General features: G+C 29.8%; 19 protein-coding genes. 8 read left to right on the forward strand and 11 right to left on the reverse strand.

Annotated features, from left to right (window positions below):
* Positions 1-8: 8 nt before the first annotated feature.
* Both ACTTAO_RS00555 and ACTTAO_RS00560 read right to left on the reverse strand, forming a co-directional pair.
* Entirely contained in the window at positions 9-1,214 is a 1,206-nt protein-coding gene (locus ACTTAO_RS00555; protein ID WP_440690328.1) for a M20 family metallo-hydrolase, read from the reverse strand.
* Positions 1,214-1,849 carry a DUF1028 domain-containing protein gene (locus ACTTAO_RS00560; protein WP_440690330.1) on the reverse strand — a complete coding sequence of 212 codons (636 nt, stop codon included), beginning with the start codon at positions 1,847-1,849 and terminating at the stop codon, positions 1,214-1,216. The genes ACTTAO_RS00555 and ACTTAO_RS00560 overlap by 1 nt, the downstream gene beginning before the upstream one ends.
* A 143-nt stretch (positions 1,850-1,992) precedes the next feature.
* Between ACTTAO_RS00560 and ACTTAO_RS00565 the strand changes: the two genes are divergently transcribed.
* From ACTTAO_RS00565 to ACTTAO_RS00580, 4 genes are read left to right on the forward strand one after another with little or no spacing between them, the layout of a single operon-like run.
* On the forward strand, positions 1,993-3,549 hold the full coding sequence (locus ACTTAO_RS00565; RefSeq protein ID WP_440690332.1) for an ABC transporter substrate-binding protein: 1,557 nt from the start codon (positions 1,993-1,995) through the stop codon (positions 3,547-3,549).
* A 56-nt stretch (positions 3,550-3,605) separates the two neighbouring features.
* A complete protein-coding gene (locus ACTTAO_RS00570; protein WP_440614524.1) occupies positions 3,606-4,547 on the forward strand; it encodes an ABC transporter permease in 942 nt (313 codons plus the stop codon).
* A complete protein-coding gene (locus tag ACTTAO_RS00575) occupies positions 4,544-6,406 on the forward strand; it encodes a dipeptide/oligopeptide/nickel ABC transporter permease/ATP-binding protein (protein WP_440690334.1) in 1,863 nt (620 codons plus the stop codon). Before ACTTAO_RS00570 ends, ACTTAO_RS00575 begins: the two co-directional genes overlap by 4 nt.
* Positions 6,399-7,361: an oligopeptide/dipeptide ABC transporter ATP-binding protein gene (locus ACTTAO_RS00580; protein ID WP_440690336.1), complete on the forward strand. Its 963-nt coding sequence runs from the start codon at positions 6,399-6,401 to the stop codon at positions 7,359-7,361. The genes ACTTAO_RS00575 and ACTTAO_RS00580 overlap by 8 nt, the downstream gene beginning before the upstream one ends.
* Before the next feature lie 18 nt (positions 7,362-7,379).
* Here ACTTAO_RS00580 and ACTTAO_RS00585 read toward each other — a convergent pair whose 3' ends face one another.
* Complete coding sequence (locus tag ACTTAO_RS00585; RefSeq protein ID WP_440690338.1) at positions 7,380-8,399, reverse strand: D-2-hydroxyacid dehydrogenase; 1,020 nt, start codon at positions 8,397-8,399, stop codon at positions 7,380-7,382.
* A 62-nt stretch (positions 8,400-8,461) separates the two neighbouring features.
* Between ACTTAO_RS00585 and ACTTAO_RS00590 the strand changes: the two genes are divergently transcribed.
* A complete protein-coding gene (locus ACTTAO_RS00590) occupies positions 8,462-8,947 on the forward strand; it encodes a YajQ family cyclic di-GMP-binding protein (RefSeq protein ID WP_262589405.1) in 486 nt (161 codons plus the stop codon).
* Here the strand turns inward: ACTTAO_RS00590 and ACTTAO_RS00595 are convergent.
* Positions 8,944-9,729: a TIM barrel protein gene (locus ACTTAO_RS00595; protein WP_262589406.1), complete on the reverse strand. Its 786-nt coding sequence runs from the start codon at positions 9,727-9,729 to the stop codon at positions 8,944-8,946. The genes ACTTAO_RS00590 and ACTTAO_RS00595 overlap by 4 nt on opposite strands.
* 122 nt (positions 9,730-9,851) lie before the next feature.
* On the opposite strand from ACTTAO_RS00595, the gene ACTTAO_RS00600 reads away from it, so the two are divergent.
* Complete coding sequence (locus tag ACTTAO_RS00600) at positions 9,852-11,147, forward strand: DEAD/DEAH box helicase (protein ID WP_440690341.1); 1,296 nt, start codon at positions 9,852-9,854, stop codon at positions 11,145-11,147.
* A 2-nt stretch (positions 11,148-11,149) separates the two neighbouring features.
* Here ACTTAO_RS00600 and ACTTAO_RS00605 read toward each other — a convergent pair whose 3' ends face one another.
* The 5 genes from ACTTAO_RS00605 to ACTTAO_RS00625 are packed head-to-tail and all read right to left on the reverse strand — an operon-like array spanning position 11,150 to position 14,124.
* Positions 11,150-11,770, reverse strand: coding sequence for an SOS response-associated peptidase (locus tag ACTTAO_RS00605; RefSeq protein ID WP_440690343.1), 621 nt, complete (start codon positions 11,768-11,770; stop codon positions 11,150-11,152).
* Position 11,771: 1 nt separating this feature from the next.
* A complete protein-coding gene (locus tag ACTTAO_RS00610; protein WP_440690345.1) occupies positions 11,772-12,320 on the reverse strand; it encodes a tetratricopeptide repeat protein in 549 nt (182 codons plus the stop codon).
* A gap of 40 nt (positions 12,321-12,360) precedes the next feature.
* A complete protein-coding gene (locus ACTTAO_RS00615) occupies positions 12,361-12,813 on the reverse strand; it encodes a hypothetical protein (RefSeq protein ID WP_440690347.1) in 453 nt (150 codons plus the stop codon).
* A gap of 9 nt (positions 12,814-12,822) precedes the next feature.
* Positions 12,823-13,512 carry an ion transporter gene (locus tag ACTTAO_RS00620; RefSeq protein ID WP_440654432.1) on the reverse strand — a complete coding sequence of 230 codons (690 nt, stop codon included), beginning with the start codon at positions 13,510-13,512 and terminating at the stop codon, positions 12,823-12,825.
* Positions 13,513-14,124 carry an arylesterase gene (locus ACTTAO_RS00625; protein ID WP_440690349.1) on the reverse strand — a complete coding sequence of 204 codons (612 nt, stop codon included), beginning with the start codon at positions 14,122-14,124 and terminating at the stop codon, positions 13,513-13,515.
* Here ACTTAO_RS00625 and ACTTAO_RS00630 point away from each other — a divergent pair.
* Both ACTTAO_RS00630 and ACTTAO_RS00635 read left to right on the forward strand, forming a co-directional pair.
* Positions 14,123-14,788 (forward strand): ABC transporter ATP-binding protein, encoded by a 666-nt coding sequence (locus tag ACTTAO_RS00630; RefSeq protein ID WP_440690351.1) that lies wholly within the window; start codon positions 14,123-14,125, stop codon positions 14,786-14,788. The two genes, ACTTAO_RS00625 and ACTTAO_RS00630, sit on opposite strands and share 2 nt — an antisense overlap.
* The gene (locus tag ACTTAO_RS00635; RefSeq protein ID WP_440690353.1) at positions 14,772-17,306 is read left to right on the forward strand and encodes an ABC transporter permease; all 2,535 of its coding nucleotides are present in this window, start codon (positions 14,772-14,774) and stop codon (positions 17,304-17,306) included. The genes ACTTAO_RS00630 and ACTTAO_RS00635 overlap by 17 nt, the downstream gene beginning before the upstream one ends.
* Here the strand turns inward: ACTTAO_RS00635 and ACTTAO_RS00640 are convergent, their stop codons facing one another.
* A complete protein-coding gene (locus ACTTAO_RS00640; protein WP_440690355.1) occupies positions 17,307-17,720 on the reverse strand; it encodes a carbonic anhydrase in 414 nt (137 codons plus the stop codon).
* On the reverse strand, positions 17,717-18,280 hold the full coding sequence (locus ACTTAO_RS00645) for an SOUL family heme-binding protein (protein WP_440690357.1): 564 nt from the start codon (positions 18,278-18,280) through the stop codon (positions 17,717-17,719). The genes ACTTAO_RS00640 and ACTTAO_RS00645 overlap by 4 nt, the downstream gene beginning before the upstream one ends.
* Positions 18,281-18,287 lie beyond the last annotated feature (7 nt).

The following is an 18,287-nucleotide window of genomic DNA, read 5'->3' on the forward strand; positions in this document are numbered from 1 at the left end:
TTATTAAATCAATTAAAATTAATTAAAAATTTTTCAATAACTTTGACTGCTATTTGCATATCCTTTTCGATAGTAAATTCTTTTGGGTTATGACTTAAACCCTTTTGACTTCTTACAAAAAGCATTGAAATAGGACATAAATCAGACATTGCTGATGCATCGTGTGTTGCTCCCGACATCAATACAAATGGATTTAATTTTAAATTCTGAAATGATTTTTTAAGTGTACTCATAATTTTCTTATCACAACTAACAGCACTTTGATCGTAAGTTTTGTTTAAATTAAATTTAAGACCTCTTTTCTTACAAATTAGCCCAATTTTTTTAGAAATCTCTTTTTCTACTTTTTTTCTTTTTTTATCATCGACACTCCTACATTCTACGAAAGATAAAGATTTTGCAGGAATAGCATTTACACTATTTGGTCTATTCTCAATTGATGCCATCGTTGCTAAAAAGTTTTTATTTTTTTTAGCCAAATTTTCTACAGCATTAATTACTTCTGCAGTTGCAGCTAATGAATCTTTTCTAAGATGCATTGGAGTAGTACCTGCATGAGAAGCATAACCTTCGATTTCAAGTTTAAATCTAGATATTCCAGAAATACCATTTACTATTCCAACTGCTAAGTTTTTACTTTCTAGGACTGGTCCTTGTTCAATATGAACCTCAAAAAAACCTAGCAGGTCTTTTTTATTTCTTTTTAATGAATTAATTTTTGATGGATTACATCCAAAACTTTTTAAAGCTTGTTCAATAGAAATATTATTTTTGTCTTTAAGTTTTAAATCTTTTTTATTAAATGTTCCTGCTAATGATCTTGGTCCCATTAATGCTGTTGGAAACCTAACACCTTCCTCATCTGCGAAAGCTAAAATTTCTACATTAAAAGGTAAAATAATTTTTTTTTTCTTTAATTCTTTTAAAGCTAAAATTGGAAGTATCACTCCCATGATACCATCATATCTTCCAGAGTTGTAACCGCTATCTTGGTGTGAACCTATCAATAATGTTTTAGCATTTTTTTTAGGACTGACGTATTTACCAATTAAAGTTCCAGCTGCATCTAAACTAATTTTTAATCCAGCATCACTCATCCATTGTTTTAAAAGATTGTTTGCAGATTTATGTTCTTTAGTAAAAGGTAATCTCGTAACCCCTTCTGCAGGTTTTGAGCACTTTGCAATTTTTTGTATATAATTTTGTATAATCATTATTTAGTTGGAAGTTTTTTTAACCACTCTTTATATTTAGTTTTATTAGTCATTTTTAGAATTTTTTCTAGTTTTACCAATGGATTTGTATCATGATCCACTCTTATATTTAGTGGTGGATTGTTTTTTTTAAAGACCAGTAATGCAGCAGACATCAATCCTCTTTTGTCGCTGCCAAACTTTTTGCCTATTTTAAGAGCTTCTAGCAATGTCTTAGCTAATGGTTCGTTTTTAAACTTAAAATTATCCACAATTTTATTGATCACTTTATCGTTGGACAGCATGTTTCCACTTACAACCAAATTTGGTAAAACAATATGATTAAAGTATTTTGTATTTTTATTTCCTGTAAATGAAAAACCTTTGCCAGATATGTTTAAACAAGCAATTTGTCTGTAATGTTTTTGCTTATCATTTTTGATAACCTTATTGGTTGCTATTGTTGGCGAATATTTACCTAAATTATTTAAAATGTTTTCACCCCAAATAGTGCTTGGATAAAAACCTTGTGATGCTGTAACACCTTTTTTTATATCTCCTCTTAAAACCCATCCTCCAACACAAAGATTTCCTGTAGCAGCAGCTCCACCTATTTCGCCCGTTTTTGGATTTCTAGCTAAAATTGAAAATGTCATAACATAAATAGCCTACTACAAAATTGCTTAATTTTACTATTTTTTTTAACCAGAAAAAAACTGAAATGAACAAATGATCGGGTTGAATTCAAAATTATCAATTGTTAGGCTTTAATTATAATAAATACAACGATGGAGATAAAATGTTAAAAAAGTTAAGAACGTTTTTTATTAGTCTTCTATCAGTAGTTTTCATTGCTGGTTTTACAGTTGCATCTAACGCTAAAGTATTGGTGGTAGGTCAAATAGCTGAGCCAAAATCTTTAGATCCAAGTACAGTTACGGCTGTAAATGACTTTAGAATTGTAATGAATATCTATGATGGGCTTGTAAGATATACAGACGGAAAATTAGAAGTCGAACCAGCTTTAGCAAAAAGTTGGGACATTAGTAGCGACGGAACAGTTTATACATTCAATTTAAGATCAGGAATTAAGTTTCATGATGGATCAGACTTTAATGCTGATGCAGTGAAGTTTAACTTTGATAGAATGTTAAACAAAGATCATCCTTATCACAATACAGGACCTTTCCCGCTATCTTTCTTTTTTTCAGCAATCAAATCAGTTGATGTAGTAAATGCTAATACTGTTAAGTTTACATTGAATGAGCCTTACGCTCCTTTTTTATCTAACTTAGCGTATCCAACAGGTTTAATTGTTTCACCAGCAGGTGTTAAAAAACACGGAAAAGATTTTGGAAGAAATCCTTCTGGTACTGGTGCATTTAAATTTAATGAATGGAAATCAAATGAAAGAGTTGTTGTAGACAAAAACTCTGGTTATTGGGATGGAAAAGCTGGAACAGATGCAGTTGTTTTTAGACCTATAACTGATGCTAACACTAGAGTTGCTGAAATGCTTTCAGGTGGAATTGACATGATGGTTGAAGTTCCTCCTGCATCATTAAGTAAATTTGGTGGAAGTAAATTTAGCGTAGTTGAACAAGCAGGACCTCACGTTTGGTTCTTGATCTTAAATGCAAAAGAAGGTCCTTTTGCTAATAAGAAAGTAAGACAAGCTGCTAACTATGCAATTAACAAGCAAGCAATTGTAAATGACGTGTTAGAAGGAACAGCTGCGATAGCTGCTGGACCAACACCTCCTGCATTTGCTTGGGCGTATAACAATAGTTTACAACCATATCCTTATGACCCTGCTAAAGCTAAAGCTTTAATTAAAGAAGCAGGTGTTGAAGGTGCAAAACTTACTTTCTATGTTACTGAAGGTGGTTCTGGAATGTTAGATCCTGTTGCAATGGGAACTGCAATACAAGCAGATCTTAAAGCTGTAGGTTTTGATGTTGAAATCAAAACTTTTGAATGGAACTCATTCCTAGGTGAAGTTAACCCAGGTTTAGAAGGAAAAGCAGACATGGCAGAAATGGCATGGATGACAAACGATCCTGATACACTTCCTTTCTTAGCGCTAAGAACAGAATCTTGGCCTGACAAAGGAGGATTTAACTCTGGATATTACTCAAACCCTAAAGTTGATGATCTTTTAAATAAAGCAAGATCATCTACTGACCAAGCAGAAAGAGCAAAATTGTATCAAGAGATGCAAGAAATTGTTCAAGAAGATGCTCCATGGGTATTTGTTGCTAACTGGAAACAAAATGCAGTTACTAGCAACAAAGTGAGTAACTTCTCACTTCAACCTTCATTCTTACTTTTATTAAAAGACGTTAAGAAAAACTAAAAAAAGTTAAGAATTATAATAGTTGCCCTAGGCTTAAAAAAGCCTAGGGTATTATCATGAATTATCTCCTTCAAAGATTACTATCAGCAATCCCTGTTCTTTTAGGTATTACAATTATAGTTTTTTTTATTATTTCACTCATTCCAGGAGATCCAGCAACAGCAATACTTGGTTCTTATGCAACACCTGAGAATGTAAAATTACTAAATGAACAGCTAGGTTTAGATAAGGGATTAGTTCAAAGATACTTTATTTGGCTTGGTAATTTAGTTCAAGGTGATCTTGGAAGATCGTTTGCTTTAAATCGTCCTGTATTGGATGAGATTTTAGAAAGATTTAATGCTACATTAATTTTATCAGGGACTGCATTTATTTTATGTTCTGTTGTTGGAGTTTTAATTGGAACAATCTCAGCATTTAAACAATACACTATTACAGATAAGATAATCACTTTTACTGTTTTAACTGGAATTTCATTGCCATCATTTTTTTTAGGAATGATGATGATTTTATTATTTGCAGTTAATCTTCAATGGCTCCCTGTATCAGGAATGTATGCAATTTATGGTGGGGGTGATTTTTTAGATTTAATTCATCATTTAATTATGCCTGCAATAGCACTTGCATTAGTTGCAACTGGAGTAGTTGCAAGAATAACTAGAAACTCTGTTTTAGAAATACTTAGACAAGATTATATTAGAACAGCAAGAGCTAAAGGGGTTAGAGAAGGAAATGTACTTTTCAAACACGTTTTAAGAATTGCAATTGTCACTATTCTTCCAATTTTAGGTTTGCAGGCTGGATTTGTTTTATCTGGATCTGTTTTTATTGAAATTGTTTTTCAATGGCCGGGTGTTGGACGAATGTTAGTCGATGCAATTTTAAAAAGAGATATTTTACTTGTTCAAGGTGGTGTCATGTTTGTTGCTGCTTGTTATGTATTATTCAATATCGCAGTCGATTTGTTACAAAGATATTTAGATCCAAGGATTAAATGATTAATTTTTTAAAATTAATTTCAAGAAACAAACTTGCTTTATTTGGTGGGATTTTATTAATTATAATTTTTGTAGTCTCATTTCTAAGTCCCTTGTTGCCTTTAAAAGATCCTGATGTCATTAAAACCAGCGACAGATTTCTTTTACCTTTTTCAGATGGATATTTGCTTGGTACAGATCACTTAGGTAGAGATTTGTTATCAAGATTATTATGGGGAACTAGATTAAGTTTATTGGTTGGAATATCAGCAGCTTTAATTTCAGCAACCATTGGATCAATACTTGGAACTATTGCTGGGTTTTATGGAAATAAAACTGACAATGTTATTATGCGTATCATAGATGTCTTAATGGCATTTCCTTATATTTTGTTAGCACTTGCAATAGTTGCTGTTTTAGGCCCCGGTCTTTTTAATGCTATGATTGCAGTTGCTTTAGTTAACATTCCTTTTTTTGCAAGAAACATCAGAGGTGTCACTGTCACGATTGCTAACAAAGAGTTTATTGATGCTGCAAGATTATCTGGAATGAGTAATTTTAAAATTATTATTTACGAAATTTTTCCAAATATTCTTCCAGTAATAGTTGTTACAATTTCAACAACTGTTGGTTGGATGATATTAGAGACAGCTGGTCTATCATTTTTAGGTTTAGGTTCACAACCTCCACAAGCTGACTTAGGTTCAATGCTTGGTGAAGGAAGAAGTTCACTAATTGTAAATCCTCACACATCTTATGTACCTGGAGCTATGATTTTCTTAATTGTTATTGGAGTTAATTTATTTGGCGATGGTATTAGAGATGCATTAGATCCAAGATTAAGCAAAGGAGAATTAGTTAAACCTCAACCTGTTACTCAAATTAAATTAAATAGAAATGTTGAAAATAACAGCAATTCTTTTTTATCGGTACAGAATTTAACTACAGCTTTTGAATTCAATAACAAATTACACCTAGCATCTAAGGATGTTTCGTTTGATATAAAAAAAGGTGAATGTTTAGGTTTAATTGGTGAAAGTGGTTCAGGAAAATCAGTAACAGCTTTATCAATTACCTGTCTTGTTGCCTCTCCTCCAGGTGTGATTGTTGATGGATCAGTAAAATTTCAAGGTGATGATATTTTAAAAATGAATTATGAACAAATTAGAGAGTTAAGAGGAAATAAAATTTCATATATTTTCCAAGATCCTCTTTCTACCCTACATCCCTTGATTAAAATTGGAAAACAGCTTGAAGAAGCATTTATTGAACACAATCGTCAAAAAAGTAACGAAGCTACATTAAAAGGGAAAGAGTTATTAAAGTTAGTTCAAATTCCTAACATTGAAAATGTATGGAATTCATATCCTCATGAACTTTCTGGCGGGATGAGACAAAGAGTTTCTATTGCAATGGCCTTAACTAATGATCCAGAATTAATTATTGCAGACGAACCAACAACTGCTTTAGATGTAACGGTTCAAGCTCAAATATTATCATTACTGGATACTTTAAGAAAAGAGAGAGGATTATCCGTTTTATTTATTTCACATGACTTTGGAGTTGTTTCACAAATTTGTGATCGTGTAATTGTAATGTATGGAGGTCAAATTGTTGAGGAAGGTAAAACAGAAAAAATAATGAGCAAACCAAGACATCCATACACCAGTCAGTTAATGGAGTGTGTTCCTCATATTGGATTTGGCAAAAGAAAACTTCCAACGATATTAGGTAGTCCCCCATCAATTACACATAAGAAAGAAATTGGATGTTCATTTGCTAGTCGTTGCTTAATTAAAAAAGACAACTGCCTAAATGAAGATATCAAAATAGTTCAGAAAGGAGATAGTGAGGTTAGGTGTTTATATCCTCATGAATAATACGATGGACATTTTATCTGCAAACAATCTTTCAAAGTTTTATTCAAAAAATAAAGGTTTATTTAACAAGCAATCAATAAATTTAAGGGCCGTAAACAATATTAATATTAATTTAAAAGCAAAAGAGTCACTTGGAATAGTTGGTGAGTCTGGTTGTGGTAAATCAACTTTAGCAAAAATGTTAGCAGGATTAATTTCACCTTCTTCTGGTGAAATAAAGATACAAGACAAAGATATAAATAATTATGAAAAGTATAAACTACCAAATCATATTCAATATATGTTCCAAGACCCAATCAGCAGTCTCAATCCAAGAAAAACAATCTATAAATCTCTAGCAGCACCTTTAAAATATCTTAGAAATCTCGATGAAAAAGAAATTGAAAAAGAGATTAAAAGCATAATTAAAGAAGTTAATTTAAAAGAAGAATTTTTAAATCGTTTCCCACACGAATTTTCAGGAGGCCAAGCTCAAAGAATTGGTATTGCAAGAGTATTGCTCTCAAAAGCAAAAATTATAATTCTAGATGAGCCAGTTTCTGCTCTAGATGTTTCAGTTCAATCACAAATATTAAATTTATTAAACGATTTGCAGAAAAAGTTTGAATTGTCTTATATTGTAATTAGTCATGATCTTGCAGTGATAGAAGCTATATGTGACAGGGTAATGGTTATGTATTTTGGAGATATAGTTGAAAAATCTGATGCTAAAGAATTATTTCAAAAACCTTATCATCCATACACAAATTTACTTTTAAATAGTGTACCTAAAACTAATCAAAAAATTGAAATTCAAAGTTTAGTTGAAACAGAATTGCCTGATCCAATTAATCCACCAAAAGGATGTTCGTTTTATTCTAGATGTGAAAATAAAACTGAAAAATGCAAAGATATTAATCCTTCAGAAACTGATAAAGAAAATAGAAAATATAAATGTTTTTTCCCAAACATTTAATAATTGTTTAAACCAGACCTAATAACCTAACTTTCTATCTATTTGATTAATTAATTCTTTATTTTCTGTGAATAATTTTAAATTTTTAAAGAAAATTTTAAGAACCATCTCAATATAATTCCCCTCACTATCAGATGAAATATGAGGAGTGATAATTAAATTTGGAGTATCCCAAAGGTTTGATGTTTTTGGAATAGGCTCTTGTGAAAATACATCTAAAATTGCTCCTGCAATTTCATCATTTTGAAGTTTAATCCTTAAAGCCTCATAATCTAAAACAGATTGTCTTCCAATGTTTACAATTCCACACTTAGATTTTAATTTATCTAACCTTGATTTATTAATTAATCCTTTTGTCTCTTCCGTTTCTGGAACTGCTAGATATAAAAAATCAGCATCAGTCAACACATCATCAATTTTATCAAATGTAATAACTTTTGAGCATCCCTCAACATTTTTTCCTTTTCTATTTACACCAATAACGTCTGCTCCAAGTTTACTAATATGTTTAATCATTGAACCACCCAAAGAACCAGTTCCAACAACAACTACCTTCCTTCCTTCAATAGGTTTTCCAAGTAAAGATACAAATTCTCTATTTTTTTGGTTGGTTACAATTCTAGTCATGTGATTTTGGAGCATTAATATGCTCATCAAACCAAACTCCCCTGCTTTTTTGGCATGGACCCCACTACTATTTGTTAAAACTAAATCTTCGTTCATCCAATCAAATGGAGATAAATGATTAACACCAGCAGATATTACATGGATCCATTTAAGGTTGGGTGCAATTTGTTTTAAATCTTGTGTTGGAAACTGCCAGCCGAGTAAAATGTCAGCTGATTGCATTGAAGAGACAAAATTATCATCATCCCAATCAATTAAATATTCTACTTTATCCCTTAACTCAGGATATTGATCAAAACCCTTTTCAATTTCTTCTTTAGTGATTGTATTATTTTTCTCACCTTCAGCATCACAAGGTAAAAATCCCTCTTTCCAATGATTATTTCTGATGTGAATTTTAATTTTTTTCATATTTTAAATTAATATTATCTTTAATTTCGTTTAATAAAAAATAGATTATTGTATAAATAACTATGCCTTCATTTGATGTAATTAGTAAAATTAATTATCAAGAATTTGATAATGCTTTAGCAAATTGCTTAAGAGAAATAAGCAATCGATATGACTTTAAAGGACTTCACATCACTATAGAGCGAAAAGATAAATCAGTTACTACTAATGCTCCTGATGAATTAAAATTAAAGCAAGTTAATGAATTATTACAAACTCATTTAGTAAGAAGAAAAGTAGATCCAAGGGTTTTAGAAGTTAAAAGTTCCGAAGGTGCTTCAGGTGGAGCAATAAGACAAGTAAGTGAACTTAAAGAAGGTATCAGCCAAGAAAATGCAAAAAAAGTAATTGCTGACATTAAAAAACTTAAACTTAAAATTCAGGTTAAAATTCAAGGTGATGAATTAAGAGTTGATGGTAAAAAAAGAGATGATCTTCAAGAAGCTATAGCAGCAATTAAAGCTATTGATATTGGGCTTCCTATAGATTTCGTAAATTTCAGAGATTAAAGATCAATAGTAAAAGCTTTCTCAAATCTTTCTAAAGCTAATTCTGGATTGTTAGAGGCAAAAGATTCCAAACCAACTGGTCCTCTATAATTCATATCATAAAGTGATTTTGCAATTAATTTATAATTCATCTCACCAGTTTCTGGCTCACACCTTCCTGGATTATCTGCAACTTGAACTTCACCAATGTAATCTAGACATTTCTTACACCACCTGATCACATCTCCTTCACCTATTTGTGTGTGATATAAATCAAGATTTATTTTCAATTGAGGCCTATTTATTTTTGATACTAATTCATAAACATCAGCGGTAGAATTAAATGGACAACCTGGGTGATCTAAAAGGTTTAAATTTTCTAGAGTAAAAACAACACCTTCTTTTTCTGCAATGTCACAAACTCTATTTAAAGTATCATTAGCTTTAATCCACATTTCCTTAGATGGATTATTATTTTGCTTTATTGGAATTCCTCCTTCGCCTAGTCCCGTACCATGTAAATTTAATCTAGATACATTTAATCTTTTTCCAACAACAATTGTTTCTTTTATAGATTTAATTAATTCATCAGCACCCTTTTCATCAGCTAAGGATCCAACTAAATATCCATTCATAATGGTATAGTTGGCTTTTATTTTTTCTAATTGATCAACATCATGATCAATCCAATTCCAAATACCTACGCCAAACCCCATTTCAGTTAAACGACTTACTCTCCAATCAAAAGGCTTATCGGTCCATAACATTTCTGCACATGCAGCAAGAGGAAATTTGTAGATCATATTTTTAATTTATCATTAATACCTGAAAGATATTTAAGCAATTAAAGAATTACTTGTATATAAGTCTAAAAGATATATGCATTGTTTTTAAGTACTAATATATATTTATCTTTCCCAACATAATGAACTTCTCTGATCTAAATATTGAAAATAAATTAAAAAGATCAATTGAATTAGCTGAATTTAAAACTCCAACGCCTATTCAAAGTCAATCAATACCAATTAGTTTAGAAGGAAAAGATGTTTTAGGAACTGCTCAAACAGGTACGGGTAAAACATTAGCATTTACAATTCCAATGCTGAATAAGCTTTTAAAAGATAAGCAAGCAATGGCATTAATAATTTGTCCAACAAGGGAACTTGCAACACAGGTAATGGAAACTGTTTTAAAACTCAATATTAGAGAGATAGGAATTGGTAATGCTCTTTTAATTGGTGGTGAGGGTATGCAAAAACAACTTAGACAATTAAAAAAAGGAGCAAGAATTATAGTTGGCACCCCAGGAAGAATTAACGATCACATAGAACGAAAAAGTTTGAACTTATCTAGAGTAAACTACCTTGTCCTAGATGAAACAGATAGAATGTTAGATATGGGATTTACTCCTCAAATAGAAGTAATTTTAAAATTTATTCCAAAAGATCATCAAACACTATTGTTTTCTGCAACTTTACCAGAAAACATTTTAAAAATTTCTCAAAAGTATCTTAATAATCCTGAAAGAGTATCTGTTGGGTCTTTATCAACTCCAATTGAAAAAATTAAACAAGAAACTTTTCAAATCACAGCTGACAAAAAATACCATGAACTGATTAATCAATTAGTTGAAAGAAGTGGATCCATTTTAGTTTTTGTTAAAACTAAACATGGTGCAGATAAAATTGTAAAAAGATTAAAATATGATGGACATAAGGCTGATGCCATTCATGGAAATCTAAGACAAAGTAAAAGAGATAGAGTTATTAGAGGATTTAGAAATGGTAATAGTAGGATTTTAATTGCAACAGATGTTGCGGCTAGAGGATTAGATATTCCAGTTATAAAACATGTAATTAATTATGATCTTCCACAAGTTCCGGAAGATTATATTCATAGAATAGGTAGAACTGGTAGAGCTGGAAAAGATGGATCAGCTTTAACTTTTTTAACAAACAACGACAGAAGTATGTGGAGATCTATACAAAAATTAATAGATCCTGATTTTAAAGTTAAAGAAGAAGCAAGACCAAATAATCAAAAGAGTAAGAAATTTAATAAAAAAAATAAATTTAAAAAGAAATTTAAGAATAAATTTTCTAACAATAAATTAAGTAAAAAGAAGAAATTCAAAAAATTTGAAAACAAAAATAATAAAAGAAAATTTAAAAATAGAAAAAGACCTAAAAACTTTAAGTTTAAAAAAAATAAAAGAAAATAGATTTATAATTTTTGTATTAAAGAAGCGCTGTTATTTGTAGGCTTATTTACATCTTTTGAAACTTCATGAAATATAAGATCTGGTGATTTACGTTCATTTAGAAACGCTGATCCTTGTAATTCTAAATTAAGATATCTATTAACATCTGCTTGATTAAGAATAACTGGTTGTCGGTGATGAATTTCCTTAATATTTTCTTTTGCTTCTTCTGTAATTAAACAAAACTGATCATCTTCAAATATCCCTGCAAAATAAATAGTATTGCTATCTTCACGAGTAAAGTAATGAGGAGTTTTTTCTTTCTCTTCCCTCTTCCATTCATAAAATCCATCTGCAACAGCAACACATCGATTATTTTTTATCAATTTTTTAAATGAAACCTTTTCATCAATGGTCTCAAGTCTTGCATTAATCAGAGCTTTAAAATCTTTATCTTTTGCCCAACTTGGAACTAAACCCCATTTCAAAGCTTCTAAGGTATTTCCATTTTTATATTTTTTTATAACTGGAAGTTTTTGATATGGATGAGCATTATAGTTTTCATTATCCTCAACTTGAATTGCAGATTTAACTAATGAACTAGTTTTTGTAACTGGATTTTTAACAACGTATCTTCCACACATTTTAAATTGTTTGTTCTTTCATCAAATCTTCGATTTGTTTTATCATGATTTCTGGAGATCGCATGGAAGGATAAATCTCTTGTGCTTGTTTGTAGCTTCTAATTGCTTTTTCAAAATTTTTTAACTGAATGTTTACTAAACCCTGCCCTGCTAAAGCACCAAAATGTCTTGGTTCTAATTCTAAGACTTTATCAATATCTTCTTGTGATTTTTGATATTCTCCCAACATATAAAGAACAGTTGCTCTCTTATTCCAAGCTTCAGCCCAATTTTCATCAAGATTTATTACTTCAGTAAATATTTCTTTTGCTCTTTTTGGCTGTTGGTTTCTAACAAACATTGAACCTTCTTCTAAACGAGCAGTCAATTTTTCATCAGTTGGATGAGTACTCCATAAAGACCAAATTTCTTGCTCAACAATAGCTGCAACTTTTGCTTTATTAACTTTTAGCTGATTAAACAATTGATTAAGTCTAACATCTCTGTCATTTGCAAAAGAACTCGTTAAAGAAAATAAAAAAATTAAACAAATTAAAAGTACTCTCTTCATAGTAAGATATTAACAAATAAGAGAATTAGAGTCTTTGTTCTTATGTATTTTGATTGATATTTTTACAACTATAAAAAGAAATATCCTTTTCTTTCTCTTCTAGTTTAATATTTTTTGTAATTTCGTGAACAAGCTCACCTGTTTTAATAGTTAAAACTGCAGATTCTGAATAATTCTTTTCATCATCAAAAGCTTGAATTAGAACCACATCTTTATTAGAAATTTTTACCTCTAGTTCAATTTTATCAAAAAAATTAGATAAATTTTTAATATTCAATAAATTTGGTGATTTAGACTCAATTACTAATTTATTAATATTTTCTCTTTTAATTTGATCTTTTGTAAATGTCTCAAAGTTATGATCTGGATTTTTTAAAATTACTTTTTCAAATGCACATGTAAGATTTAAATTTGCATCTACAGTAATGTTTGTATTTTGTGCGTTAGCATAACCGATGCAAAGGAAACTCATAACTATAATAAATCTTTTCATTCAAAAGCCTTATAGCTTTTTCTGATTGATTACTACGTCTACTAATATCGCAATCAACAAATTAAGCATTGTAATTCCGCATATAATTATAAAACTGAAAAAATAAATCCAAGCCCACCAGTAAACATCTTGTAATGGTAGCATTACTTGTTCCCAACTTGATAGTGTTAAAACTTGAAACAATGTAATCATAGCAACCCCAACGTCGCTCCATCTCTCAGGAATATCTGTACTAAATAAAATTGAACCAATAGTTGCGTATATATAAAGAATTATGAACAGTAATAATCCCACATAAAATACTCTTTTGACTGAAGTTAGTAGAGCTTCAATGATTTTTTTTAATTCTGGAACAACTGAGATAATTCTCAATACTCTAAATACTCTTAATAACCTTAAAAGTAAGAAGCTAGAATTATTAGGTATTGGAATTAATGAAATTAAAACAATTAAAGTATCAAATACATTCCATCCACTTTTAAAAAACTGTAGCTTTTTAGGTTCTCCTACAAATCTAATTATAATTTCAATGACAAAAAATATAGTAATTGAATAATCTAAATAATTAATTGCTTGTCTGGTGAGATCACTTAATTCATACGTGTTAACCCCAATTGTGATTGCATTTAATATGATAATTGAAATAACAACAAACTGAAAAATTCTGCTTTCTTTAAGATTATATAAAAATTTATTCATTTAATTTAAAATATTAATAATACTTTTTTTAATAGTTTCACTTACTTTAATTGTTCCTTCTTTATTTGGGTGAATTCCATCTTGTTGATTTAAACTTGGATCGAGCGCAACTCCTTCAAGTAAAAATGGGATCAAGGGTATGTTATATTTTTTTGATAGTTTTGGATAAATTGCATCAAACGCTTTTTTATATTCAGCACCATGTGTGGTTGGAGCAACCATGCCTGCAATAATAATTTTGATTTTTTTATTATTAGCTATCTTTATGATTTCTTCTAAATTTTTCTCAGTTTCTTCTGGTTTTATACCTCTAAGCATATCATTGGCGCCTAAGCCTAAAATGATTAAGTCAATACCAGGCTCAGATAAACTCCATTCAGCAATGTTAAGCCCTCCTGAAGATGTGCTCCCTGAAACACTGCTATTAATTACCTTTATATTTAAACCATCTTTTTTAAAATCATCTTCTAATACTACTGATAAGTGATGTTCTTTAGGTAAACCGTATCCAGCCATTAAACTATCACCAAATAAGACAACCTTTTCTATTGCACTTGCATTAATGTTCACTAGAAAGATTATCAAAATTTTAATAAATAAACTTTTGTTCATGAGTGCACTTCTTAAATTAAAAAAAATAAATCTCAAATACCAAACTGGTAAGGAAAGCATCAGTGTTTTAAAGAATATTGATCTTACCATCAAGAAAAAGGAGACAGTTTCTGTCGTTGGCGAAAGTGGATCTGGCAAAACCAGTTTAATCATGCTTGTTGGAGGGCTAGAAAAACCAACTTCAGGTAAAATTATTTTTCAAGATCAAGAAATTACAGGATTAAATGAGGATGAAGTATCAGAAATTAGAAAGAAAAATATTGGAATTATATTTCAATCCTTCTATTTAATTCCAAATTACACAGCAGTTGAAAACGTTGCTTTAACACTAGAATTAAATAATTTTAAAAATCCTGAGAGTGAAGCAAAAAGTTTATTAGATAGATTTGGATTAAAGCACCGATTTAATAATTTACCTAGTCAGTTATCTGGTGGTGAGCAACAAAGAGTTGCAATTGCAAGAGCTATAGCAATGAAGCCTGAATTAATTCTAGCTGATGAACCTACTGGAAACTTAGATACTGAAAACTCATTAATGATTTCAGATATTTTATTTAAATATGTAAAGGAGGAAGGATCTTCCTTAATCATGGTAACGCATGATCCAAAACTTGCAAATAAAGCAAAAAGAAAAATCAAAATAAAAGATGGAAAAATTAAATAATCGATCTGAATTTAGTTTGATTTTTAAATATGCTTTAAAGGATTTAAGCAGAAACTATCACAAAATCTCAAGTATTATTGTTACTCTATTTATCAGTCTCTTTATATTAAGTGCTATTTTTACAATTGAAGATAGTCTTAAAAAAGAACTAAACGATAATGCAAAAGCTTTATTGGGTGGTGATTTAGAAATTGATTACAATCGTAACCAAGGAAATCTCGAACTAGTTAATCAGGTAAAAGAATTTGCAACTGTATCTCAAATGATTGAGTTCAGTACGATGCTTTCAACAACTGGAAGAGAGAAAAATAAATCTTTATTCACTAGAATTAAAACAGTTGATGAAAAATATCCATTATATGGTGAAGTAGTATTTGAACCTGAAGGCGCTTATGAGCGAATGCAAAAGGAACCAAATACTATTTTAATTAATGAAAGTTTGTCAAAAACACTAAACATAAAACTTAATGAACAAGTTAAAGTTCAAGACCAAAACTTTACAGTTATTGGAATTATAAAATCAGTTCCTGATGTTAGTGGATTTGTTGCTTTTGGTGATTGGGCGCTAGCAGGAAAACAAACGTTAGAAATATTAAAACTAAATGGTATTGGAAGCTTTTTAAACTACGAATACAAAGTAAAATTTAATGAAGGAGATAACCCTGAAGAATTAGAACAAAGAATTGAAAATATTTTTAAAGATGATCAAAAAGTAAAACTTCGTTATCCTGAAAATTCAGCAAGTGGAATAAAGAGAATAATTAATAATTTTTCACAATTTTTATCTCTTGTTTCAATAAGTGCGATGTTGATTGCTGGTATTGGAATTGCAAACACCCTTCTCTCTTTTATTAACCAAAACAATATGTCAATTGCAGTTAGAAAAGCAGTTGGATTTTACTCAGGAAATATAAAGACACTTTATTATCTTCAATTATTAATATTGTTGTTTGTAATCACAGTTGTCTCCTACGGCTCTAGTTTTTTAATAGTCCCTATCGCTGATAAATACTTATCAGATGGACTTGGATTAAATGTTTATCCAGTATTTTCTATAGTTAATTTTATTAAAATATTTTTAGTAGGTTTATTGGTACTTGTAATATTTTCTATCCCAACAATAAGTTCAATTGACCAAGTAAAAGCCTCTAATTTATTCAGAAATGTTTTTCAAAACTTACAATTTTATTATTCAAAAAAATCTGTTGTTTTAAGTTTTATTTTGCTCTCTATTTTGGTTTTGTTATTTACAGTTGGATCCGAACAACCAACTTACAGTCTTGGGTACTTTGCTGCATTTTTTGTGTGTTTGATTGTATTTTTCTTTCTTTCAAGAATAATTATATTTTTTCTTAAAAAATTTAAATCAAGTTCAAATATTTCACTAAAGGTATCAATAAAAAATATCACTCAAACTAAAAGTATTACTCCAATTACTATTATGTCTTTAGGGTTGGGAGTTACTTTACTTTTAACATTGGCGTTAGTTGGAACAAATTTTCAAAGAGAAATTGCTAAATCAATTCCTGATATTGCACCAGATTATTTCTTTGTGGGTATTCAAAAAGGAGAACGTGAAAAATTTGAACAAGGAGTATTAAAAATGGATCCAAATGCAGACATTGAAGTTGTTCCAATGGTTTCATCTGGTATTGCAAAAATTAATGGCATTAATCCAAATACTTATATTAAACCTGATAATGATAGTTATTGGGTAATTGGAAGTGAAAGAAGATCCTCATGGGTGGAAGATGTTCCTGAAGATAATCCATTAGTTGCTGGAGAATGGTGGGATTTAAATAAACCCAATCAACTTCAAATATCTTTAGATGCTAAGGTTGCAAAAGATTTTAACATTCAATTAGGAGATATTTTTACTTTAAATATATATGGAAGAGAAATTGATGGTGAAGTAATTAATTTTAGAGAAGTTGATTATCGAGATTTAAGTATTAACTTTGCAATGCTATTTAATCCTCAATTCGCTCAAAATATTCCTCATGAATATTTGGCAACAGCAAAATTTAATTCTGATAAATTTGATGAAACTGAAATGCTAGAAGTAATGCCTAGCTTATCCATGATTAAAATTGCAGATTATCTGACAAAAGTAACAGCTGTGCTAAATAAAGTGTTCATTGCAGTTACTTTAATATCAGCTGTAACAATTGTAATTGGTTTAATTGTTATTTCGAGTGCAATTATGGTTCAAGGTAAAGTTAAAGAATATCAAAACTTAGTGTTTAAAATTTTAGGCTTTTCAAAAAAAGAAATAATCCTCTCATCATTAATAGAATTCATCATTATCTTTAAATCGGTCATACTGATTGCAATATTCTTTGCTGTAATTGGTTCAAAATTTATTATGGAAAATATCTTTGAACTTGTGTGGATGTTTGATTTTAAAGTTTTAATCTACTTAGGTTTTTCAATTGGATTTGTGACATTGATATTGATTATGTTAACAAACTTGAAATACTTAAATCCAAAAGTTTACCCTTTGATTAGAAATCAATAATTAAAATTTTGTAATTTTACTATCTAGTGCAATTACATTTAATTCCAATTTTAGTTTTGGAAATCTTTTTTTAATTTCTTTTTTAAGTTTATTAAATGAGTCTTGGTGTATTTTCTTTTCATTTGCAGGCGTAAATTCTTTTTTTCCATTAGCAATTTTAGCGGCACCACAATCTTTATGATTAATAACAATAAGCTTTTCTATTTTGTGAAGCTGGATTGAAGTTGCAAGATTGTCATAAAAAGTATTATGCCATTTTTTAAATTTATTATGTGTGACACCTACCGCAGCACCAGCAATTGTAAAAGCGCTGTACTTACCAGTTAATTTTTTTTTCTTTAAATGATTGTGAACTAAGTGTTGAAATCTTGGGTCCATACAAGATAACACCATTGCTTTAAACTTTGACTTCATGAATTAAACTCCACTTTATACATTGCCTCATTCCTTCTGTTCATTGGAAGTGTAAAAGGACTATCATATGTAGCTCTAATAGGTGGACTTATAATTGAAATATTATTTTTGTTTAACTCTTTCTCAAGCATTTCTTTATGCTTTATGAAATTTCCATCAGAAGCTCTGCCAGAATATCTAATCACAGCATAATATCCTCCTTCAATATTTACTATTCTTACATCATCTCTACTAGGATTGGGCACATTATTTGAATTAAATTTTGAGGGTAAATAAAATTGCATTGTCATATTACCATTTTTTTCTACCTGAGTAACTGGGGTGGTCATTGCTATCTTTTCCTGGGCATCATTTCTTCCAGAAATATAATTAAATAATTTTCTAAAATTACTATCTATTCCTGCTCTAGAGGTTTCAACAGCTAAACGATCTGAATACTTTCTAATCTCATAGATTTCATTTTTATCAACTACTTCATACTTTGCTTCTTCGTTAGCCATAACTTTAGAATAGTTTAAAATTAACAAAGTGCATAATAGAAATATTAATATTTTTTTCATTGTCGTA

The sequence above is a fragment of the Candidatus Pelagibacter sp. HIMB1782 genome (assembly GCF_052047475.1).
In the GTDB taxonomy this organism is placed as follows: domain Bacteria; phylum Pseudomonadota; class Alphaproteobacteria; order Pelagibacterales; family Pelagibacteraceae; genus Pelagibacter.